The organism is Bradyrhizobium sp. CCGUVB4N, from assembly GCF_024199945.1.
In the GTDB taxonomy this organism is placed as follows: Bacteria; Pseudomonadota; Alphaproteobacteria; order Rhizobiales; family Xanthobacteraceae; genus Bradyrhizobium.
On the sequence record NZ_JANADP010000001.1, the window covers coordinates 5,490,661 to 5,510,902 of the forward strand.

22 protein-coding genes are annotated in these 20,242 nt (G+C 65.2%); 8 read left to right on the top strand and 14 right to left on the bottom strand.

The genetic code is table 11. From position 1 onward, the window contains the following. Window positions 1–84: 84 nt before the first annotated feature. From nusB to NLM31_RS25345, 10 genes are all read right to left on the bottom strand, one after another. On the bottom strand, window positions 85–579 hold the full coding sequence (nusB, locus tag NLM31_RS25300; protein ID WP_254131941.1) for a transcription antitermination factor NusB: 495 nt from the start codon (window positions 577–579) through the stop codon (window positions 85–87). Between the two features lie 3 nt (window positions 580–582). Then, window positions 583–1,074 (bottom strand): 6,7-dimethyl-8-ribityllumazine synthase, encoded by a 492-nt coding sequence (gene ribH, locus NLM31_RS25305; RefSeq protein ID WP_254194030.1) that lies wholly within the window; start codon window positions 1,072–1,074, stop codon window positions 583–585. Between the two features lie 99 nt (window positions 1,075–1,173). Further along, window positions 1,174–1,785: a riboflavin synthase gene (locus NLM31_RS25310; protein ID WP_254194031.1), complete on the bottom strand. Its 612-nt coding sequence runs from the start codon at window positions 1,783–1,785 to the stop codon at window positions 1,174–1,176. Between the two features lies 1 nt (window position 1,786). After that, the gene (gene ribD, locus NLM31_RS25315) at window positions 1,787–2,935 is read right to left on the bottom strand and encodes a bifunctional diaminohydroxyphosphoribosylaminopyrimidine deaminase/5-amino-6-(5-phosphoribosylamino)uracil reductase RibD (protein ID WP_254194032.1); all 1,149 of its coding nucleotides are present in this window, start codon (window positions 2,933–2,935) and stop codon (window positions 1,787–1,789) included. Then, the gene (nrdR, locus tag NLM31_RS25320; protein ID WP_063683081.1) at window positions 2,932–3,414 is read right to left on the bottom strand and encodes a transcriptional regulator NrdR; all 483 of its coding nucleotides are present in this window, start codon (window positions 3,412–3,414) and stop codon (window positions 2,932–2,934) included. Before nrdR ends, ribD begins: the two co-directional genes overlap by 4 nt. Window positions 3,415–3,429: 15 nt before the next feature. Next, the gene (gene glyA / locus NLM31_RS25325; RefSeq protein ID WP_254194033.1) at window positions 3,430–4,740 is read right to left on the bottom strand and encodes a serine hydroxymethyltransferase; all 1,311 of its coding nucleotides are present in this window, start codon (window positions 4,738–4,740) and stop codon (window positions 3,430–3,432) included. A gap of 260 nt (window positions 4,741–5,000) precedes the next feature. After that, window positions 5,001–5,222, bottom strand: coding sequence for a hypothetical protein (locus NLM31_RS25330; RefSeq protein ID WP_254131946.1), 222 nt, complete (start codon window positions 5,220–5,222; stop codon window positions 5,001–5,003). A gap of 37 nt (window positions 5,223–5,259) precedes the next feature. Continuing rightward, window positions 5,260–5,496: a hypothetical protein gene (locus NLM31_RS25335; protein WP_254131947.1), complete on the bottom strand. Its 237-nt coding sequence runs from the start codon at window positions 5,494–5,496 to the stop codon at window positions 5,260–5,262. Between the two features lie 209 nt (window positions 5,497–5,705). Then, complete coding sequence (gene ldtR / locus NLM31_RS25340; protein WP_027529973.1) at window positions 5,706–6,224, bottom strand: transcriptional regulator LdtR; 519 nt, start codon at window positions 6,222–6,224, stop codon at window positions 5,706–5,708. Between the two features lie 481 nt (window positions 6,225–6,705). Continuing rightward, on the bottom strand, window positions 6,706–7,209 hold the full coding sequence (locus tag NLM31_RS25345; protein ID WP_254131948.1) for a DUF6163 family protein: 504 nt from the start codon (window positions 7,207–7,209) through the stop codon (window positions 6,706–6,708). Between the two features lie 138 nt (window positions 7,210–7,347). Between NLM31_RS25345 and hemB the strand changes: the two genes are divergently transcribed. From hemB to NLM31_RS25360, 3 genes are all read left to right on the top strand, one after another. Then, entirely contained in the window at window positions 7,348–8,409 is a 1,062-nt protein-coding gene (gene hemB, locus NLM31_RS25350) for a porphobilinogen synthase (RefSeq protein ID WP_254194034.1), read from the top strand. 223 nt (window positions 8,410–8,632) lie between these two features. After that, window positions 8,633–9,169, top strand: a complete 537-nt coding sequence (locus tag NLM31_RS25355) for an RDD family protein (protein ID WP_254131950.1) — start codon at window positions 8,633–8,635, stop codon at window positions 9,167–9,169. A 104-nt stretch (window positions 9,170–9,273) separates the two neighbouring features. Beyond that, a complete protein-coding gene (locus NLM31_RS25360) occupies window positions 9,274–10,050 on the top strand; it encodes an arginyltransferase (protein ID WP_254131951.1) in 777 nt (258 codons plus the stop codon). A gap of 127 nt (window positions 10,051–10,177) precedes the next feature. Here NLM31_RS25360 and NLM31_RS25365 read toward each other — a convergent pair whose 3' ends face one another. Continuing rightward, the gene (locus tag NLM31_RS25365; RefSeq protein WP_254131952.1) at window positions 10,178–11,545 is read right to left on the bottom strand and encodes an Nramp family divalent metal transporter; all 1,368 of its coding nucleotides are present in this window, start codon (window positions 11,543–11,545) and stop codon (window positions 10,178–10,180) included. A gap of 169 nt (window positions 11,546–11,714) precedes the next feature. On the opposite strand from NLM31_RS25365, the gene NLM31_RS25370 reads away from it, so the two are divergent. After that, the gene (locus NLM31_RS25370) at window positions 11,715–12,959 is read left to right on the top strand and encodes an MFS transporter (RefSeq protein ID WP_254194035.1); all 1,245 of its coding nucleotides are present in this window, start codon (window positions 11,715–11,717) and stop codon (window positions 12,957–12,959) included. A gap of 188 nt (window positions 12,960–13,147) precedes the next feature. Here NLM31_RS25370 and NLM31_RS25375 read toward each other — a convergent pair whose 3' ends face one another. Beyond that, window positions 13,148–14,407 carry an adenylate/guanylate cyclase domain-containing protein gene (locus NLM31_RS25375; RefSeq protein WP_254194036.1) on the bottom strand — a complete coding sequence of 420 codons (1,260 nt, stop codon included), beginning with the start codon at window positions 14,405–14,407 and terminating at the stop codon, window positions 13,148–13,150. Between the two features lie 155 nt (window positions 14,408–14,562). Between NLM31_RS25375 and NLM31_RS25380 the strand changes: the two genes are divergently transcribed. Both NLM31_RS25380 and NLM31_RS25385 read left to right on the top strand, forming a co-directional pair. Beyond that, window positions 14,563–15,720 (top strand): MFS transporter, encoded by a 1,158-nt coding sequence (locus NLM31_RS25380; RefSeq protein ID WP_254194037.1) that lies wholly within the window; start codon window positions 14,563–14,565, stop codon window positions 15,718–15,720. A gap of 31 nt (window positions 15,721–15,751) precedes the next feature. Then, window positions 15,752–15,943 carry a hypothetical protein gene (locus NLM31_RS25385; RefSeq protein WP_254131956.1) on the top strand — a complete coding sequence of 64 codons (192 nt, stop codon included), beginning with the start codon at window positions 15,752–15,754 and terminating at the stop codon, window positions 15,941–15,943. On the opposite strand, the gene NLM31_RS25390 is transcribed toward NLM31_RS25385, so the two are convergent. Together NLM31_RS25390 and NLM31_RS25395 are read right to left on the bottom strand one after the other, a co-directional pair. Then, window positions 15,940–16,818: a DMT family transporter gene (locus NLM31_RS25390; protein ID WP_254194038.1), complete on the bottom strand. Its 879-nt coding sequence runs from the start codon at window positions 16,816–16,818 to the stop codon at window positions 15,940–15,942. The genes NLM31_RS25385 and NLM31_RS25390 overlap by 4 nt on opposite strands. Before the next feature lie 81 nt (window positions 16,819–16,899). After that, the gene (locus NLM31_RS25395; RefSeq protein WP_254194039.1) at window positions 16,900–17,724 is read right to left on the bottom strand and encodes an N-acyl homoserine lactonase family protein; all 825 of its coding nucleotides are present in this window, start codon (window positions 17,722–17,724) and stop codon (window positions 16,900–16,902) included. A gap of 250 nt (window positions 17,725–17,974) precedes the next feature. Between NLM31_RS25395 and NLM31_RS25400 the strand changes: the two genes are divergently transcribed. Continuing rightward, complete coding sequence (locus NLM31_RS25400) at window positions 17,975–18,793, top strand: chromate resistance protein ChrB domain-containing protein (protein WP_254194040.1); 819 nt, start codon at window positions 17,975–17,977, stop codon at window positions 18,791–18,793. Continuing rightward, window positions 18,793–20,178, top strand: a complete 1,386-nt coding sequence (gene chrA / locus NLM31_RS25405; RefSeq protein WP_254194041.1) for a chromate efflux transporter — start codon at window positions 18,793–18,795, stop codon at window positions 20,176–20,178. The genes NLM31_RS25400 and chrA overlap by 1 nt, the downstream gene beginning before the upstream one ends. Window positions 20,179–20,242: the final 64 nt, after the last annotated feature.

Genomic DNA, 20,242 nt, shown 5'->3' on the forward strand with positions numbered 1-20,242 from the left:
CCAGTGGCACGCCGCCGCCCTTCGAGGCCTCCGCTTCGCTCCGGCACCTCAGGGTGACGGCTACGGCGGAAGTCGTCGTCTCAATTACCCCCGCCCGAACTCATCACCGCGAAACTGGCGGCCGATCTGGTCGAGCACCGCGTTGACCATGCCGGTCTCCTCGCGGTCGACGAAGGCGTTGGCAACATCAACGTATTCCGAGACGACGACACGGCCCGGCACGTCCTTGCGGTGCTGGAGCTCATAGGCTCCTGCCCGCAGCACCGCGCGCAGGATCGCCTCGATCCGCTTCAGCGGCCATCCCTTCGACAACGCCTCGTCGATCAGAGGATCGAGCTTCTTCTGGTCGCGAACGACACCGGAGACGACGTCGCGGAAGAATGCCGCTTCCGCCGGCAGGTAAGTATCGCCTTCGACCTCGTTGCCGAGCCAGTGGCTCTCGAACTCCGCAAAGATGTCGTTGATGCCGGCACCGGCGATATCCATCTGGTAGAGCGCCTGGACGGCCGCGAGCCGCGCCGCACCGCGCCGGTTCGCTTTCTTCTCCGCAGGTCCCGCCGGTTTTTTCGCGTCAACCATGGCTCAGGCCCGCGCCAGACGGCGTTTGATGCGCAGCATCGCAAGCGCTGCGCGCGCGGCATCGCCGCCCTTGTTGAGCTCGCTGGCGCGCGCCCGCGCCCAGGCCTGGTCCTCATTGTTGACGGTGAGGATGCCGTTGCCGAGCGGCAGCTTGCGCGCCACCGCAAGATCCATCAGTGCGCGCGAGGATTCCTGCGAGACGATCTCGAAATGAATGGTGTCGCCACGGATCACGCAGCCGAGCGCGATCACGGCGTCATAGGGCTTGCCGTTGCCAGCAGCCGCATCGACCGCGATCGCAATCGCCGCCGGAATCTCCAGCGCGCCGGGAACCGTGATGACGTCATGTGTCAGGCCGGCCGCCTTCAGCTCGGTGACCGCGCCGTCGAGAAGCGCGTCCTGGAGATCGTCATAGAACCGCGCCTCGACAATGAGCGCACGTGCGCCGGAGATGTCGGTCTGGTCCTTCAGGGGTGCGCGCCGCGCGTCTGCCATCGTCTCAATCCGTTTCGTGAAGTCGTCTTTTGGTCGGTTTCTTGGTCGGTCTCTTGGGTCGCCGCGTTATGTAGTCGCCGCAGGCGGGTAAGCCAAGTTTTAAACCGTCATTTCCGTCAGCCGCGCCGCATAGCGGGCCATCAAATCGACCTCGATATTAACCTCGGTCCCGGCCTTCCAGCCGCCGATCGTCGTGACATCAAGCGTATGCGGGATGATCAGCACCGAAAAGGTCACGTCCTTCACGGAATTGACCGTCAGCGAGACGCCGTCGAGCGTGATCGAGCCCTTGGTGGCGATGAAGCGCGCCAGCTCCCGCGTGGTGGAGAGCTCGAACCGCGCCATATCGGGCAGGTCCTCGCGGCTGACGATGGTTGCGATGCCGTCGGCATGGCCGGCGACGATGTGGCCGCCGAGCTCGTCGCCGATCTTGAGCGCACGCTCGAGATTGAGCTTCGTGCCCAGCTTCCAGTGCTTTGCCGTCGTCAGCGCCAGCGTCTCGGCCGCCGCATCGACGTCATACCAGGTTTTGCCGTCTGCGACGCCGGAAGCAACCACAGTCAGGCACACGCCGTTGCTGGCGATCGAGGCGCCGTCGGCGATGGTGGTCTGATCGTAGCTGCAAGCGATACGCAGGCGGTGCAACTGCCCCTGTGCCACGGGCTTGAAGCTGACGATCTCGCCGATATCGGTGACAATGCCGGTGAACATGTTAGGCGCGCTCGTAGATGGTGAGAGTATCGTGATCGAATGTCTCGCTAGCATGAACCTTGTAGGCCTGCGACTGCGTGATTTTCGACAGGGGCAATGCATCGAGCGCATCGACCCCGCCGGCGCCGACCTCTTCCGCTCCGCGGAACAGCCAGATCTCGTCGACGAGGTCGGCGGAGACGAACGATGCCGCCACACGGCTACCGCCCTCGACCATCAGGCGCGTGATGCCCTTCTCGGCCAGCGCATGCAGCACGGCGGGAAGATCGAGCCCGGATGCGCCTCCCGGTGGCATGCGCATGATTTGCGCACCGGCGGCGCCAAGCCGCGTGGCGGCCGCAGCCTCGGCGAGCTCCGAGCCGATCACCCAGACCGGCGTCTCGCGCGCGGAGCGCACGAGCTGGCTCGAGGCCGGGATGCGCAAATTCTGGTCGAGCACGACACGCACCGGAGAACGCGCGTCCATACCCGGCAGGCGGCAGTTGAGCTGCGGATCATCCGCCAGCACCGTGCCGATCCCGACCAGGATGGCATCGCTCGAGGCGCGGAGCAGATGCACGCGGTTGCGCACGGCTTCGCCCGTAATTGCGAGCGGCTTGCCACCGGCGGCGCCGATCTTGCCGTCGGGCGCGACCGCGAGCTTCAGGATCACGTGCGGACGGTGATCGCGGATACGGCGGAAATGGCCGGCGTGGTCGAACGCGGCCTCTGCCGCACACAGCCCCACATCCACGGTAATGCCGGCCGCGCGCAAGCGCGCATGGCCCTGGCCTGCGACGTCCGGATTGGGATCCTCGATCGCTGCGACCACCCGCTTGATGCCGGCGGCGATCACCGCGTCGGCGCAAGGCGGCGACTTGCCGAAATGCGAGCAGGGTTCGAGCGTGACGTAGAGCGTCGCGCCGCGCGCGGCCTCACCAGCCCGTCGCAGTGCTTCAACTTCGGCATGCGGCCGTCCACCGGGCTGGGTCCAGCCGCGGCCGACGATCACGCCGTCCTTGACGATGACGGCACCGACGGCAGGATTGGGCCAGGTGCGCCCCTGCCCGCGCCGGCCCAACGCGAGCGCAAGCTGCATGAACCGGCGATCGGAATCCTTCGTCTCACGGATCTTCTGGGCGAACTGATCCTCCAGGATGCGGAAGATCATTTGCGGATCGCGGCGAGCCGCGCTTCCTCCTCACCGGAGAGCTCGCCGAGCACCTCGGCGAAATCCTTGGCCTCGCGAAAATTGCGATAGACGGAGGCGAAGCGCACATAGGCGACGTCGTCGAGCGTGCGCAGATGCTCCATCACGGTCTCGCCGATCACCTCGGAGGAGATCTCGGCCTCGCCGCCCGTCTCGAGCTCGCGCACGATGGTGGAGACCATCTTCTCCACCCGCTCCGGCTCGACCGGCCGCTTGCGCAGACTGATCGACACCGAGCGCATCAGCTTGTCACGGTCGAACGGCACGCGGCGGCCGTTGCGCTTGATCACCGTGAGCTCGCGCAATTGCACGCGCTCGAAGGTGGTGAAGCGGAATTCGCAGGCGACACATACGCGCCGCCTGCGAATGACGGAGGAATCCTCGGTCGGACGCGAGTCCTTTACCTGCGTATCGAGACTGTTGCAGTTCGGGCAGCGCATCCGTGTATCCAGACCTTACTGATAGATCGGGAACCGGTCGGTGAGCGCCTTAACCCGTTCCTTGATCGCGGCCTCGACCAGCGGCGCCTTGCCGTCGTCGGACTGCGCGATCGCGTTCAGGACCTCGGCGATCATGCCGCCAACCTGCTGGAATTCAGCGACACCGAAGCCGCGGGTCGTCGCCGCCGGCGTGCCCAGCCGAATTCCGGAGGTGACGAACGGCGACTGCGGATCGAAGGGAATGCCGTTCTTGTTGCAGGTGATGGCGGCGCGGACCAGCGCCTTCTCCGAAACGTTGCCCTTCAGGCCCTTCGGCCTGAGGTCAACCAGCATCAGATGGTTATCGGTGCCGCCGGAAACAATATCGAAGCCGTGGCTCTTCATCGCCTCGGCCAGCGCCTTGGCGTTCTCGACGACGTTCTTCGCGTAAACCTTGAAGTCCGGACGAAGCGCTTCGCCGAACGCAACCGCCTTCGCCGCGATCACGTGCATCAGCGGGCCGCCCTGCAGGCCCGGGAAGATCGCCGAGTTGAACTTCTTGGTCAGCGCCTCGTCGTTCCACAGCATCAGACCACCGCGCGGACCGCGCAGCGACTTGTGCGTGGTGGTCGTGGTGACGTGGGCATGCGGCACCGGCGAGGCATGCACGCCGCCGGCGACGAGGCCCGCGAAGTGCGCCATGTCGACCAGCAGATACGCACCGACCGAGTCCGCGATCTCGCGGAAACGCTTGAAGTCCCAGGCGCGCGAATAGGCAGAGCCGCCGGCAACGATCAGCTTCGGCTTGACCTCTTCGGCCTGCTTGGCAACCGCGTCCATGTCGATGAGCTGGTCCTCGCGGCGCACGGTATAGTGCGCGGCCTTGAACCACTTGCCGCTCATGTTGACGGGCGAGCCGTGGGTGAGATGGCCGCCGGCCGCGAGGTCGAGACCCATGAAGGTGTCGCCGGGCTGCAGCAGCGCCAAAAACACCGCCTGGTTCATCTGGCTGCCGGAGTTCGGCTGCACGTTGGCGAAGTTGGCGCCGAACAGCTTCTTGGCGCGATCGATCGCGAGGTTCTCGGCGACGTCGACCCACTCACAACCGCCGTAGTAGCGCGCGCCCGGATAACCCTCTGCGTATTTGTTGGTCATGACCGAACCCTGCGCTTCCAGCACGGCCCGGCTGACGATGTTCTCGGAGGCAATCAGCTCGACCTCATGGCGCTGCCGGCCGAGCTCGCCCTTGATGGCGGCGGCGATTTCCGGGTCGGCCTGCTCGAGCGAGGCGGTGAAAAACGAATCGGGCGCAGAGGCGGACGCTGCAGAGTTCTTGGCGAGGGTCATCTTGCGAATATCTCCACCGCCGCAGCCTTTTGGCGGGCTACGGGGGTCTTGGTGTGGCGATCGGAAGCGGCGAGCGCGATCTACCACATCGCCCGCCCCCGGCCAAGTAGTTGCGGGTCGGGCCTGATATTTATGCAAGATATGGTGGGGATCGGAGCATTTTGGGATGGAAGACTCTCTGGAACCGCCTCCGATCCACCCCTCCCTGAAGGGTCCGCTTCGGACCCTAAATGACGGCCCTGGCGCCGGCTCAAATTCCCCTACAGCCCGGTATACCCCGCCTTCACGGGGTCCACGCTGCCGTCGAGCTGGCGCAGATAGGTCAGGCCGCAGACCGTCAACCTGTGGGTGTCTTTCTCGCCTGCTTCCATCAACGTATTCAGATAGTTCGTGACCTTCAGGCGCGCCTCCTCGCTCGCCGCCGCCGTCCGGTTGGCGAGCAAGTCATAGGTCTGCATGATGCGGTCGATGGCAGCTTCCATGGCACCCTCTGGTCTTTCGGAATTTTGGGAGTCTTGATCAGGCAACCGCTCTCGCCTCGGCCTGCGCCTCGAAGCGCGCGATCGCCTTGTTGGCGAGCCTGATCTTGTTGAATTCGCCGTGCTGGAGCAGCTTGATGATGATCTCGAGCAGGCGTTCGTTGGTGACGAGCGTGTCGGGGATCGCGCCGGAACGACGGAGGTAGTTCGCGGCGATAGCATAAGCATCGCTCACGAGCTCGACGTTCATTGCCTGCAACCCGCGCTCGACCAGCATTGCATCCTCCGATCCCGAGGAGACAACTGCGACGCGAACAACTGGTTCCACCCGGCCGTCATATTTTTCGCAAGTGCGAAAACAACGACAAAACGCACCGGTCCGGGGCAAGCCGGGCCGGCGCGCTTGGGGAAGCAGGCACGTTCGGGAAGGCTTGCCGGTCTTGTTTTGGGCCGGCTTGGCCAAATCCCTCGGAAAACTCGGAAAACTCAGAGCCGATACAGGATCTGGTCGGTCCAGAACCGCTCGAGGCGGTGCAGCGACTTGTTGAGGGTCGAGAACTCCTCGCCCGAGATGCCGCCGACCTGTTCAACGGTCTTGACGTGCTTCTGGTAGAGGCTGTCGACGATGCGGCGGACTTCCTGGCCCTGCGGCGTCAGGCGAATGCGCACCGAGCGGCGGTCAACGCGCGAGCGCTGATGATCGAGGAAGCCGAGCTCGACGAGCTTCTTCAGATTGTAGGAGACGTTGGAGCCGAGATAGTAACCGCGCGTGCGCAGCTCGCCCGCGGTCAGCTCCTTGTCGCCGATGTTATAGAGCAGGAGCGCCTGCACGGAATTGATGTCGGCGCGGCCACGACGATCGAACTCGTCCTTGATCACGTCGAGGAGACGGCGATGCAGCCGCTCCACCAGAGTCAATGCTTCCAGATAGAGCGACTGCACCGAACCCTGCGGGCCCGAAACGCGCTCTGCGGTATCTGCCGCAGTTGCGACGGCTTTCATCATGACACTTCCCCTGTTGTCGTTTTTATCGACACTTATTCGACGAAACTTGTGTCCCGTCTGATAGGTGCAACTTAAGGGGGGCGTTTGAAGATCGGCTTAAATAAGAGAATAAAGAGATCATGAATTTAAGACAGTGAATTGCGGATTAAGCCTGTGCCACAAGGGCTTTTCGCAACCGTCTGTTGACCTTCGCAAGGTCCTGTTCACCCTCCGTGCGCCCGTTCTGTCGCATTCCAGAACAGCCCCGCCCCGTTTCGAAACGCACGCGTAACAGCTGTGGCGGATACCGCTAGGTCAATGAAAAGTTACCTCGAATTTTACGCAACGAGTGGTCAACCAAACGCGCGTGAAATCGCTGGTGTCCCGGAGCTGAACAGATCGTGGGATGGGTAGAGCGAAGCGAAACCCATCATCCTCGCGCGGTTGCATCGATGGGGTTCGCTTCGCCCTACCCACCCTGCAAGATGCCTGCGCGCGACCGCTATGGCGGCCGTTCGCGCGCGGCCATCCAGGCGAGTGCGAGATAGGCGGCGAGCATGAAGGCCTCGACGCCGACCACGATCAGGCTGCCGCCATAGATGCCGGGGAACATCAGCTCGATCACCGCCATCGACACCACGGTGGTGAGCCACACCACCGCGCCCCAGGGCGTGGCGAGCCAGAGGCCGACGGCGGCGACGAGCTCGATCACGGCGAAGTAGATGGTCGAGGCCTGCCAGGCCATCGACTGGTTCTCGAACGCCTCATCCTCGCCGCCGACGAAGCCCGTCACTTGCGCCCAGTGATAGAGGCCCTTGAGGATCGACAGCAGCGCCATCACGCGCAGGAACAGCACCAGCCGCCGCGTCCAGACATTGTCGTCGGACTCGGGGCGCTCCGACGAGATCGCCGCCACCGACATCGCATTGTCGCGGGCGCTGTCTCTGACGGCATCTCTGGCATTGGCGCCGTCGCGGGCCGCATCGCGGGTGGAGATCTCGGACATGGCCCCCTTCTGGCTGGTTCGCCCCGCAAAATCAATCGGCAGCGCAAGTCGGTTCAATTCTGCCTTGCGGCAGGTCAAGCCGCGGTGGCGGGAACCATGCGAGCTGGTATAAGAATAATTCCAGCCGGAGGAAGAGTGATGGCGATCAAATACGGACGTCCGATCGAACTGCGCGAGGTTGCGCGCGGGACGGGTGCAGCTGTGCCCCATGCCCTCGATCTGACCGTCCGCCCGCGCCGCAACCGCAAGGCCGAATGGGCCCGGCGGATGGTGCGCGAGAACGTGCTCACCACCGACGATCTGATCTGGCCGCTGTTCCTGATCGACGGCAACAACAAGCGCGAGCAGATCGCCTCCATGCCCGGCGTCGACCGCCTCAGCGTCGACCAGGCCGTGCGCGAGGCCGAGCGCGCCATGAAGCTGACGATCCCCTGCCTGGCGCTGTTTCCCTACACCGACCCGTCCTTGCGCGACGAGGAAGGCTCGGAAGCGACCAACCCGAACAATCTGGTCTGCCAGGCGGTGCGCGCGATCAAGAAGGAGTTTCCCGAGATCGGAATCCTCTGCGACGTCGCGCTCGATCCCTTCACCAGCCACGGCCATGACGGCCTGATCGTCGACGGCAAGATTTTGAATGACGAGACGGTCGCGGTGCTGGTGCGCCAAGCGTTGGTGCAGGCCGAGGCCGGCTGCGACATCATCGCCCCTTCCGACATGATGGACGGCCGTGTCGCGGCGATCCGTGAGGGGCTGGACCACTCAGGCCTGCTCGACGTGCAGATCATGGCCTATGCGGCCAAATACGCCTCCGCCTTCTACGGCCCGTTCCGCGACGCCATCGGCTCGGCCAAGACGCTGACCGGCGACAAGCGCACCTATCAGATGGACAGCGCCAATACCGACGAAGCGCTCCGCGAAGTCGAGCTCGACATCTCTGAAGGCGCCGACATGGTGATGGTGAAGCCCGGCATGCCCTATCTCGACGTGGTCCGCCGCGTGAAGGACACGTTTGCGATGCCGACCTTCGCCTACCAGGTCTCCGGCGAATACGCGATGATCGCAGCCGCCGCCAACAACGGCTGGCTCGACGGCGACCGCGCGATGATGGAGAGCCTGCTCGCGTTCAAGCGCGCGGGTGCCGACGGCGTGCTCAGCTATTTTGCGCCGAAGGCGGCGGAGAAGCTGCGCGCGCAGACGTAAGTATCGTAGCAAAGGCGCATTTGCGCCGTGCCCACGATTGGTCGCGATCATTACCGGATGGTGGGCACGCTTCGCTTTGCCCACCCTACGAGACTTTCGCTGTCGGCCTCCCCCGCCCCCGAATTGCCGGAATATTTCGGCTTGTTGACGCGGGCGCACCCTTGGCAGGGGAATAGCCTGTTCCCATGTCCTGCCACGGGAGTTTTCCCTGGGAGGACGGACAATGTCTTATGACTCGGGTAGTTCAGGCGCCTGGCGCAGTGATGGCGCGGCTCACGCCTACGACCCCTATCTGCATCCGGAACTGTTCCGCGGCGTCGCGACGCGGCGGGTATTCGCGTTCCTGATCGACATGGTCGTGATCTCCGTTCCCGTCATCCTCGGCTACATCTTCATCGCCCTGTTCGGCGTGGTGACGCTCGGCATCGGCTGGGCGCTGTTCTGGCTGGCTTGGCCGGCTTCCGTGATCTGGGCCATCGTCTATTACGGCGCCTGCATCGGTGGTCCCTCGTCCGCGACCATCGGGATGCGGATCATGGATCTTGAGCTGCGCACCTGGTACGGCGCGCCCGGCTACTTTGTCCTCGGCGCCACCCATGCCGTGCTGTTCTGGGTGACGGTCTCGTTCCTGTCGCCGTTCGTCGTGCTGGTCGGCCTGTTCAACGGCCGCCGGCGGCTGCTGCACGATTTCGTGCTGGGAACGGTCGTGATCAACAATTCCGTTCGGGCGCCCGTGCCGCAAACGGCAAGGACCTACTAACCAGGCTCCGCTAGACTGACTGACCTGACCTGCCAAGCGGACCGATTGACCGGGGGCTTTCGTAGCGCGATGCTGATACTCACTTCGGAGGCCCACGACGTCCCTTGACCCAGCACTCGCGCGACACCCCCCAATTTTACCTCACGGCGCCGTCCCCCTGCCCGTATCTGCCGGGCCGGCATGAGCGCAAGGTGTTTACGCACCTCGTGGGTGATCGCGCCGGCGACCTCAACGACCTCCTGACCCATGGCGGTTTCCGCCGCAGCCAGTCGATCGCCTACCGGCCGGCCTGTGACCAGTGCCGGGCCTGTGTCTCGGTGCGCGTGGTCGCCAACGAGTTCCGCCCCTCCCGCAACTTCCGCAAGGTGATGGCGCGCAATTCCGACATCATCGGCGAACAGCGCAGCGCGGTACCGACCTCCGAACAATATTCGGTGTTTCGGGCCTATCTCGACGCCCGCCACCGCCATGGCGGCATGGCCGACATGACCGTGCTCGACTACGCCATGATGGTCGAGGACAGCCATGTCGAAACCCGGATCATCGAGTATCGCAAGCGCGGTCCCGACAGCGGCATCACCGGCCGCGGTGAGGAGCTGATCGCGGTCGCGTTGACCGACGTGCTCAGCGACGGTCTGTCGATGGTCTATTCGTTCTTCGAGCCGAGTCAGGTCAGCCGCTCGATGGGCACCTTCATGATCCTCGACCACATTGCGCGCGCCCGTCGCCAGGGCCTGCCCTACGTCTATCTCGGCTACTGGATCGAGGGCTCCAAGAAGATGGACTACAAGGCCCGCTTCCTGCCGCAGCAGCGCCTCGCCCCCTCAGGCTGGCTGCGCATCGACGCGCAGGGCGATGCGGCGTCCGAGCCGCAGGATTAGCTGCCTCACATTGTCATGCCCCGGCTTGACCGGGGCATCCAGTACGCCGCGGCTTTTCGGCTCAACAACAACTGTCTCTGGAATACTGGGTCGCCCGGTCAAGCCGGGCGACGACAGTGGGGAGTAATTAGCCGAACAGCGTATCCACCAACAGCTTCACGTTCAAAACCACGATGACGCCCGCGACGATCCACGCGGTCGCAGCGACATAGGGTGCAATCGCAAACTGCCCCATCTTGCGGCGATCCGACACGAAGCGCACCAGCGGGATGACGGCGAACGGCAGTTGCATCGACAGCACGACCTGGCTGAACACCAGCAGATCCGCCGTGCCGCGCTCACCATAGATCGCGGTGACGACGATCACCGGGATGATGGCGATGCCGCGCGTGACGAGGCGCCGCGCCCAGCTCGGCAGGCGCAAATCGAGAAAGCCTTCCATCACGATCTGGCCGGCAAGCGTCGCCGTGACCGTCGAGTTGAGGCCTGACGCCAACAGCGCCACCGCGAACAACGTCGAGGCGATGCCGAGGCCGAGCAGCGGCGAGAGCAGCTCAAAGGCCTGGCCGATCTCGGCAACATCCGAGTGACCACTCTTGTGGAAAGTGGCGGCCGCCACGACGAGGATCGCGGCGTTGATGAACAGCGCCAGCATCAGCGCGACGGTCGAATCCGTCGTCGCCCATTTGATCGCCTCGCGACGGCCTTCGTCGTTGCGCTCATACGCACGCGTCTGCACGATCGAGGAATGCAGGTACAGATTATGCGGCATCACGGTTGCACCGATGATGCCGATCGCGATGTAGAGCATCTCGGAATTGGTGAAGATCTCGCTCTTCGGCACAAAGCCGTGCAGCACCTCGGCGACCGGCGGCGCGGCGGCGACGATCTGGACCGCGAAGCAGACCGCGATGACCGCAAGCAGCGCCATCACGAAGGCTTCGAGGAAGCGGAAGCCCCGGTTCATCAGCACGAGCAACAGGAACGCGTCGAGGGCTGCGAGCAGCGCGCCGCCGACCAGGGGAATGCCGAACAGCAGCTTCAGCGCGATCGCGGTGCCGATGACCTCGGCGAGATCGCAGGCGATGATCGCTGCCTCGCAAGCCAGCCAGAGCAGGAAGTTCACGGCCGGCGAATAGGTCGCGCGACAGGCCTGCGCGAGGTCGCGATCCGTGACGATGCCGAGCCGCGCCGCCAGCGACTGCAGCAGGATCGCCATCAGATTGGAAAGCAGGATGACCGAGAGCAGCGTGTAACCGAACCTGGATCCACCGGCGAGGTCGGTCGCCCAGTTGCCGGGGTCCATGTAGCCGACCGAGACCATGTAGCCTGGGCCGACGAAGGCCAGCAGCCGCCGCCACCACGCCCCCGCTGCGGGGATGGCGACCGTGGCGTTCACCTCGGCCAGGCTCTTCGTGGTCGGCGCGTCGGTGCGCCAGCCGGTACCGGCGGCTTGGGTCAGGTCCTGGGTCAAATCAGGCGATCGGGCATCCATGCTGGCAGAATACCGGGTTTGAGCCTTATTGCAACTCATTTGCAACTGCATCTAGCCGTATCAGTTCCATGCAGCCGGCCCATTTTGCCCGATCCTGTCGGGAAGCGGGTGGGTTTGGCCGTCCCCGGCGCGAATACTGGCCCCAATCCGACTTTGCAGGAAATGAGCCATGTCAAATCCGCCCCGCCTCCCCGAAACCTTCAACCGCCTCGCCTGGTCCAACCTCGCGGCGCAGTCGGCCGAACAGATCGCGCTGGCCGCAGCCCCCATCGTCGCCGTGCTGACGCTGGGCGTGGCGGAGGGCCAGACCGGCCTGCTCCAGACCGCTCTCACTCTGCCCTTCGTCCTGTTCGCCATTCCGGCTGGCCTGCTCGCCGACCGCATCTCCCGCCGCTCGCTGATGGCGGGGGCCGAGGCACTGCGTGCGGTGGCGCTCGCGACCATCGTGCTGCTGCTCGTGCTCGGCGCGCTCAATCTGTCGCTGCTGGCGCTGCTCGGCTTTGCCGCCGTCTGCGGCACCGTCGTCTACAGCGTGGCCGCGCCGGCCCTGGTGCCCTCGCTGGTGAGCGCGGAGCTGTTGCCGGCTGCGAATGCCCGCATCGAGCTCGCGCGCACCATTGCCTTCGCAAGCGGGCCTGCGCTCGGCGGTGCGCTGGTCGGCTGGTGGGGCGCAAGCCTCGCCTTTGGCTTTGCCGCGGCGCTCTCGGCCATCGCCGTCGTGCTACTCTCCGGCATCTATGAGCCTGCGCGTGCGCCCGTGCCGCGCCGCCACCCGTTCCAGGATATCCGCGAAGGCGCGGCCTTCGTGTTTCACCATGCGCTGCTGCGGCCGGTGTTCATCACGCAGTTCATCTTCAACACCGGCTGGTTCTTGCAGATCGCGGTGTTCGTGCCGTACGCGGTGCGTCATCTCGGCCTGACCGCTGCCGGTGTCGGCACCGTGCTGACGATGTACGGCGTCGGCATGGTGATCGGTGCGCTGTTCGCCACGCGCGTGATGAAGCGCATCGCGTTCGGCACCGTGGTCGGCCTCGGCCCGGTCACCGGCTTCGTCGCCGCTGTCGTGATGGCGCTGACGGTGCTGGTGCCCTCGCCGTGGCTCGCGGGTCTCAGCTTCTTCCTGCTCGGCGTCGGGCCGATCCTGTGGGTGATCTCGACTACGACCTTGCGCCAGTCGGTGACGCCGCCGCGCCTGTTGGGCCGTGTCTCCGCCATCAACATCATGAGCTACGGCGCCCGCCCGCTCGGCTCGGCGCTGGGCGCCATCGTCGGCGGCCTCTACAGCGCGGAAGCGTGCCTCTATCTCGCGGCCGCCGTGTTCGGCGTGCAAGCGCTGATCATTTGGCTCTCGCCTGCGGTCGCGCTGGATCGGCAGCCGGCCATGGTGGGGGACGAGGTGGCGGCGCGGTGCTAGCCACGTCGTGATCGAAGCGAAATCCAGCAACAATCTCCGCCGTCGTCCCGGCGAAGGCCGGGACCCATAACCACAGGGCGACGTTTGACGAAGGCTGGCAGTTGCAAGGATCCGTTGGGACGAACGCCCTGCGCCACGGATAGATCACGCGGTATGGGTCCCGGCCTTCGCCGGGACGACAGCGAGGCCTAATTCGCCAGATACCGTTCGTAGCTGCCCGTCACCGGTTCGCTCGCGTCGACCTCGGGATCGAGCGTGTAGAGGTCCTGCGCGCGGCCGATGCCGCGCAGGGCATAGCGACCGGTGGAGACGAGATAGCGACGGCCGGCGGCATCCAGGCCCTTGTAAAACTCGGCTGACGCCAGCAGCTCGCGATCGACCGAGCGGCTCATCGAGGCGATCCGGCTGACCTCGTTGACCGTCGGCCCCACCACGGTGAAGTCGAGCCGGTCCTCGCTGCCGATATTGCCGTAGAAGACCTCGCCGACATGCAGGCCGATATAGGCCGACGTGGTCGGACGGCCGTCGGCCTCGCGCCGCACGTTCAGCGCCGCGACGTTCTGGCGAAACAGGTGCTCGGCGCGCAGCGCGGCGCGGCGGGCATGGGCCATGTCCTCGCCGGTGAACATCGCGAGCACACCGTCGCCAATCAGCTTCAGCACGTCACCGCCGGCCTCGTGGATCGCGTCGATCACGGCCTGCGCATAATCGTTGAGGAACGGGATGATCTCGTCGGGGCCGATGCTCTCGCTGATCCCGGTCGAGCCGCGCAAATCCGAATACCAGAGCACGGCGTTGATGCGTTCGGTGACGCCGCGCGAGATCCGTCCGCCCAGCACCTGTTCGGAGGCGCCGCGGCCGAGATAGACGCGCCCGAGCGTCCGGGCAATGTCGACCTGCTGCGCCGATTTGATCGCAAGCCCCAGCACCGGCACGAGATCGCGCAACGCGACGAGCTCCGGCTCGGAGAAGCCTTCATCGCGCCGCGTGGTCCAGCAGGAATAGAGGCAGTCCATCAGCCCAAGCGCGCCGTTCTCGCCGAAGCGATGCACGAAGGCGAGATAGTGCTTATGGCCCTTCTCGGCGAGATCGCCGATCTGCGAGAAATCCATCGAGGGCGCATCGGCCAGATCGATCACCATCTCGTCGTGGCCGTGCTCGAGCATGTGGAAGAACACCGAACGGCGCCAGTTCTTGGCGGCGTCGCCCTCGGCGGTCGAGCCGTATTCGAACACGTCCCTCTCGTTGCTGGCCCTGTCGTTCCAGAGGAAGCCGCGGCCCTCATAGATCGGATGCAGCGTGTCGATGACGACGAGCCCGCGCGAGAGTTCCAGCCCTTCGGCGCGGCAGCGCTCGCAAAAACCGCGCAGCATCTCGTTCTCGGGAAGGCCGGTGAGGCCCTGACCGGTCAGCCAGTTCATCAGCGCAAGGCGGGAGGTGAGTTGCATACGCCATTATGGCGTGCATTCGTGACGAGCGAAAGGCCGCGCACAACCAAGGCCCTCACCCGCCGCGGGTCGAATATGTCGCGGACGCTGTTGACGCGCGCGCGCCTCGGGCCGCAAATGCAACCAATGACACCGTCGACCAGAAACACTGGACTATGAGCCAGCGCCAGCTTCCGATCATCCTGGCGCTCGGCACGACGCAGACCCTGGCCTGGGCCTCCAGCTATTATTTGCCGGCCCTGATCGCCGACCCGCTGGCGCACGACCTCGGCATCTCCACCAACTGGATCTTCGGCGCATTCTCGGCCTCGCTGGTGATCTCGGCGATGCTGGGGCCGCGCATCGGCCGGCAGATCGACCTCGTCGGCGGGCGGCAGGTGCTGTCGGCCTCGAACCTGACGATCGCTGCAGGCCTCGTGCTGCTTGGATTCTCGCAATCGGTCGCGGTGATGGCATTTGCCTGGCTCGTGCTCGGCATCGGCATGGCGATGGGGCTCTACGATGCTGCTTTCGCCGCGCTCGGCCGCATCTACGGCACGGAGGCGCGCGGCTCGATCACCGGCATCACGCTGATGGCGGGCTTTGCCTCGACCGTCGGCTGGCCCCTCACCGCCTGGGGGCTCGCCCATATCGGCTGGCGCGACACCTGTTTCGCCTGGGCTGCCGCCAATATCCTGATCGGCCTGCCGCTCAACTTCTTCATGCTACCGGCGATCAAGGGGGCGAAGCAGGCCGCGGCAACGGCGGAGAAACCGCACGTCCCGCTCGACCGGACCATGATCCTGCTCGCCTTCGTCTTTGCGGCGGTCTGGACCGTCACCGGCGCCATGGCCGTGCATTTCCCGCGCATCCTCGAGGCAACGGGCGCGACCCATGTCGAGGCGATCGCGGCCGGCGCGCTGATCGGCCCGGCGCAGGTGATCGCGCGCATTCTCGAAGCCAGCGTTCTCAGCCGCTTCCATCCGCTGTGGTCGACACGGCTCGCCTGCCTCACCCACCCGATCGGAGCGGCCGTCGTCGCCATCTTCGGCGCGCCCGCCGCGAGCGCCTTTGCGCTGCTGCACGGCTCCGGCAACGGCATTTTGACGATTGCCCGCGGGACGCTGCCGCTCTCGATCTTCGGCCCGAAAGATTTCGGCTATCGCCTCGGCATCATCGGCGCGCCGGCGCGAATGGCGCAGGCGGTGGCGCCGCTGGCCTTCGGCCTGCTGATCGACGTCATGGGCGCCAAGGTGCTGATAGTCTCGTCCGCCCTCAGCCTGTCAGCGCTGGCTGCGCTGTTCCTGATCCGCGCCGAGAAGCGGGCCGATTGACCGTGCCACCGCTTTCGCGCACAAGCGCAGCATGACCGACGACAAAACTCCGCCTCGCACCTTCAAAGGCCTCCTGCGCTGGGCCATGACGCCGCCGCAGGCCTGGGGCGTCTATCTCCTCGCCATCTTGCTGGTGTGGTTGGTCTCGTTCTATGCCGGAACGCTGAAGCCGAAGAAGACGCCGGATACGAGCCCGCCGCCGGTCACCGCGCCGAAAAGCTAGGCCGGCTTCGGCTGGCTGGTTGCGATCCAGATGCCAGCGAACACGGCAACCAGCCCGATCAGCAGATTTGGCGTGATCGGCTCGCCGATCAGCAGTGCCGCCAGCAAGGTCGCCGCGATCGGATTGACCGTCATCGTATTGGCAACGCGGGTTGGCGTCGCGCGCGCCAGCGCCATGACCCAGAGGATGAAGGCGAGCGCGCCGCCGCCGGCGCCGAGATAGATCCCGGCAATCCATTGCGCCGTCGTGAAATGGTCGAGCGCGGCAAAGCTGCCCTTTGCAAGACCCACGAGCACCAGCACCGCAGCGCCCGCGCCCATGCCGACCGTCAGAAACCCGAGCGCGCTGGAGCGCTGCATCAGCGGCCGTGACAGCACGTTGTAGAAGGCCATGCAGAACACCGCGCCGGTCATGATCAGTTCGCCGCGCCAGGAACCGGGCGGGCTTTGTGCCAGCCCCACGGCCAACGCCGCGGCCACACCGAGCACGGCGATGCCGACGCCGACGATCTTGCGCGCCGTCAATCGTTCGACGCCAAGGATCGCTCCGACCACCATGGTGTGGAGCGGCAGCGTCGCCAGCGCGAGACTGGCACGGGCGGCGGTCGTGTAGGACACCGCGATGTTGTAGAGGATGAAGAACAGGCCAAAGAAGCAGATGCCGAGCGCCATCACGGCCAGCCAGTCCGCCCGCTGCGGCCAGCGGACGCGCAGCAGCAGCGCACACGGCAGCAGACACATGAAACCGATCCCCCAGCGCAGGATCGCCAGCAGGACCGGATCGGCGCCGACGACGAGGTAACGGGTGATCGCGGCAGCAGTGCCGCCGATGCTGCTCGACGCCAGAGCGATCGCGACCCCGAGCCATTCCCCCACAGCGGCCTCCTGATCGGGAGCTTCCGGAGGCGCCTAGCACAGCCCTGCTGCCATCATGGTGGCAACAGGGCGCCGGCGAAGCTAATCATAAAACTCCGGCGACATCTTCTGGCTGTCGCGCTGGGCCTTGTCGTGATTGATCCAGAGCTGCGCCTTCTCCTTGTCGAGCGTTTCGGCGATCTTCTGCATCGAGGCGACCGACTGGTCCTTGCTGACGTTGTTGACGGGAACGCGCCGGTTCTCCCAATTGCTCTTGAAGTGGGCGGCGTCACCGGAAAGCACGACCGCTCCGGTCCTCGGCAATTTCACCAGCAACGACTGGTGCCCCGGCGTGTGACCGGGCGTCGAGAGGACGGTGATGCTGCCATCACCGAACACGTCCTTGTCGCCCCTGAGCAGCTCGACCGGATGCGACGGCTTGAAGCGCGGCTCGTTGTTCGCGCCGGGCCAGTCATATTCGGCCTTCTGCACGTAGAGGGTTGCCTGCGGAAACATCTCGACATTGCCGATGTGATCGGGATGCGTATGCGAGACGCCCATGGCCTTGATGTCGGCGGGCTTGACACCGATCTGCTCGAGTTGGGCGGCGAGCGTCTTCGGCCGCTTCCAGGTCACGGCCTTCGGATCGGCCGGCGCAAGCCCGTTCGGCATCGCCGCGACCGCGTCGGGGATGCCGGTATCCCACAGGAACCAGCCCTGGCTGTGCTTGATGAGATAGCAGGTGTCGACGAAATCCATCGACTGGCCTTCGTTCACCCCCGGCGACCAGCGCCCGATGTCGCCGGCAACCCCCTCCCCGCAATTCATGATGTAGAGTTTCTCGACGCCCGGCTTTTGCGCGAACGCAGCCTGGGCGGACAGCGCGAATGCCGCGACGGCGAGAGCGAGCGTGATCTTGCGTGTCATCCTTGGTCCTTCCCTGCAGCGCCGACTTGCTGCGACCGAGGATCAACCCCGCTTGCGCCGCAGAATTCCGCTTCCACTGAGGACTATAGGCGGCCACAGCATATCTTTCTAACGTTCAATGCGGATGAAACCAGCGATTGACAGTATCGCGGAGTTTCGTTGTAATCAGCGCCATGGGGATTTGAGCGATCTCCCCACGAGGCGACATGCCCAAGTATCGCGTCCCGTTTGCTTTATGCGAGGACGCATCATGTCAACGTTCACGACCATATCATCCGACAAATTGGCGCGCCTGATCGGCACGGCCAATGCCCCTGCTCTGATTGATGTCCGGACGGAGGAGGATTTTGCCGCCGACCGGCGACTGATCCCCGGCTCTGTCAGGTTCAGCCACGAGACCGTTGCGGAATGGGGCGGCGCATTTGCCGGCCGTTCCGCCATCGTCTCCTGTCTGCGCGGCGGCAAGCTCGCACAGGGCACCGCGGCGTGGCTCCGCCAGCTCGGCGTGGAGGCCGAGACTCTCGACGGCGGCTTTGAGGGTTGGAAGGAAGCGAAGCTGCCGTTGCTCGACACCCGCAAGCTACCGCCGCGCGACAGCAAGGGACGCACCGTCTGGGTCACGCGGGCGCGGCCCAAGGTCGACCGCATCGCCTGCCCCTGGCTGATCCGTCGCTTCGTCGATCCCAACGCGGTGTTTCTGTATGTGGCGCCGTCCGAAGTGGTCGCCGTCGGCGAGCGGTTCAATGCCGCGCCCTTCGACATCGAGAACGTGTTCTGGAGCCATCGGGGCGAGCTCTGCACCTTCGACGTCATGATCGAGGAGTTCGGCGTTGCGACGCCGGCGTTGCTGCGGCTGGCCACGCTGGTGCGCGGCGCCGACACCGCGCGGCCGGATCTCGCACCGGAAGCGCCCGGCCTGCTCGCCGCGTCTCTCGGGCTGTCGCGAATGTACGATGACGACCTCGAACAGCTCGAGGCCGGCATGCTGCTCTACGATTCCTTCTACCGCTGGTGCCGCGACGCCACGGGCGAGACCCACAATTGGCCGACCAACAAGGTGAAGGCGTAATGGATATCCGTAACGCCCAGGCAGGAGCTGATGCCGGTCACGGCATCAGCTTCGGCGAAGCCTTTCGCGTCTGGCTCCGGGTCGCCTGCCTCAGCTTCGGCGGGCCCGCGGGCCAGATCGCGGTGATGCACCGCATCCTGGTCGAGGAGAAGAACTGGATCTCCGAGGGACGCTTCCTGCATGCGCTGAATTACTGCATGCTGCTGCCGGGACCGGAGGCGCAGCAGCTCGCGACCTATGTCGGCTGGCTGATGCATCGCACCGCCGGCGGGCTGATGGCGGGCGGGCTGTTCATCCTGCCCGGCATCATCGCCATCATGGGGCTGAGCTACATCTATGCAGCCTATGGCAATGTCAGTTTCGTCGAGGCGCTGTTCTTCGGGCTGAAGGCCGCGGTGCTCGCCATCGTCATCGAGGCCGTTGTCCGCGTCGGCAAACGGGCGCTGAAGAACCGCATCATGATCGCGCTGGCCGCAATCGCCTTTGTCGCGATCTTCTTCTTCGCGGTCCCCTTCCCGATCATCATCATTGCCGCCGGCGTGATCGGCTATGCCGGCGCCCGCGCCGGCCGGCCGGAATTTTCGCCTCCCGGTCACGGCCATGGCGGCAGCGGTGCCGTGATCGACAGCATGCTCGGCGAAGCCGTGCCCGAGCATGTCCGCCCCAACACGGCGCGCGCGATCCGCACCGCTGCGTTGTGGCTTTCGCTTTGGCTCGTGCCGGTGATCGCGCTGCTTTCGGTTCTGGGCCAAGCCAGCGTGTTTAGCCAGATCGCGCTGTTCTTCACCAAGATGGCGCTCGTCACCTTTGGTGGCGCCTACGCGGTGCTGGCCTATGTCGCCCAGCAGGCGGTCGAGCATTATCACTGGCTGAAGCCGCACGAGATGCTCGACGGGCTCGGCATGGCCGAGACCACGCCGGGCCCTCTCATCATGGTGCTCCAGTTCGTTGGCTTCATGGCTGCCTATCGCGACCCGAGCGGCCTGTCGCCGATGCTGGCGGCCATGCTCGGCGGCCTGCTTGCGACCTGGGTCACCTTCACGCCCTGCTTCCTCTGGATCTTCGTCGGTGGCCCCTATATCGAGCGGCTGCGCGGCAACACGGGGTTGGCCGGGGCCCTCAGCGCGATCACCGCCGCCGTCGTCGGCGTGATCCTCAACCTCTCGATCTGGTTCGCACTCCACACGCTGTTTCGCGAGACCGTGCCGGTGCATGCCTTCCCGCTGGATTTCGATAGGCCCGTCCTGACGAGCGTCGATATTCCCGCGCTCGTGCTGTCGATTGCGGCTGCGACCGCGATCTTCCGGTTCAAGCTGGGGATGTTGACGGTGCTCGCCGGCAGCTGCGCCGCCGGCGTGGCGTTGCGGCTGGTGGGGGTGATCTAGGACGTCGAGGCTAGAGGCCGTGTTGCAACGCCTGTCGAGCAGGACAGTCGCGGAACTCCGTGAG

Excerpts from the sequence above, each read along its gene's own strand:
- nusB (WP_254131941.1), bottom strand. The coding sequence starts at position 579 with ATGGTTGACGCGAAAAAACCGGCGGGACCTGCGGAGAAGAAAGCGAAC.
- NLM31_RS25355 (WP_254131950.1), top strand. The coding sequence starts at position 8,633 with ATGTCTTATGACTCGGGTAGTTCAGGCGCCTGGCGCAGTGATGGCGCG.
- ribH (WP_254194030.1), bottom strand. The coding sequence starts at position 1,074 with ATGGCAGACGCGCGGCGCGCACCCCTGAAGGACCAGACCGACATCTCC.
- NLM31_RS25375 (WP_254194036.1), bottom strand. The coding sequence starts at position 14,407 with ATGCAACTCACCTCCCGCCTTGCGCTGATGAACTGGCTGACCGGTCAG.
- NLM31_RS25380 (WP_254194037.1), top strand. The coding sequence starts at position 14,563 with ATGAGCCAGCGCCAGCTTCCGATCATCCTGGCGCTCGGCACGACGCAG.
- NLM31_RS25395 (WP_254194039.1), bottom strand. The coding sequence starts at position 17,724 with ATGACACGCAAGATCACGCTCGCTCTCGCCGTCGCGGCATTCGCGCTG.
- NLM31_RS25400 (WP_254194040.1), top strand. The coding sequence starts at position 17,975 with ATGTCAACGTTCACGACCATATCATCCGACAAATTGGCGCGCCTGATC.
- NLM31_RS25365 (WP_254131952.1), bottom strand. The coding sequence starts at position 11,545 with ATGGATGCCCGATCGCCTGATTTGACCCAGGACCTGACCCAAGCCGCC.
- NLM31_RS25310 (WP_254194031.1), bottom strand. The coding sequence starts at position 1,785 with ATGTTCACCGGCATTGTCACCGATATCGGCGAGATCGTCAGCTTCAAG.
- glyA (WP_254194033.1), bottom strand. The coding sequence starts at position 4,740 with ATGACCCTCGCCAAGAACTCTGCAGCGTCCGCCTCTGCGCCCGATTCG.
- NLM31_RS25370 (WP_254194035.1), top strand. The coding sequence starts at position 11,715 with ATGTCAAATCCGCCCCGCCTCCCCGAAACCTTCAACCGCCTCGCCTGG.
- ribD (WP_254194032.1), bottom strand. The coding sequence starts at position 2,935 with ATGATCTTCCGCATCCTGGAGGATCAGTTCGCCCAGAAGATCCGTGAG.
- NLM31_RS25335 (WP_254131947.1), bottom strand. The coding sequence starts at position 5,496 with ATGCTGGTCGAGCGCGGGTTGCAGGCAATGAACGTCGAGCTCGTGAGC.
- NLM31_RS25345 (WP_254131948.1), bottom strand. The coding sequence starts at position 7,209 with ATGTCCGAGATCTCCACCCGCGATGCGGCCCGCGACGGCGCCAATGCC.
- NLM31_RS25330 (WP_254131946.1), bottom strand. The coding sequence starts at position 5,222 with ATGGAAGCTGCCATCGACCGCATCATGCAGACCTATGACTTGCTCGCC.
- hemB (WP_254194034.1), top strand. The coding sequence starts at position 7,348 with ATGGCGATCAAATACGGACGTCCGATCGAACTGCGCGAGGTTGCGCGC.
- NLM31_RS25385 (WP_254131956.1), top strand. The coding sequence starts at position 15,752 with ATGACCGACGACAAAACTCCGCCTCGCACCTTCAAAGGCCTCCTGCGC.
- ldtR (WP_027529973.1), bottom strand. The coding sequence starts at position 6,224 with ATGATGAAAGCCGTCGCAACTGCGGCAGATACCGCAGAGCGCGTTTCG.
- chrA (WP_254194041.1), top strand. The coding sequence starts at position 18,793 with ATGGATATCCGTAACGCCCAGGCAGGAGCTGATGCCGGTCACGGCATC.
- nrdR (WP_063683081.1), bottom strand. The coding sequence starts at position 3,414 with ATGCGCTGCCCGAACTGCAACAGTCTCGATACGCAGGTAAAGGACTCG.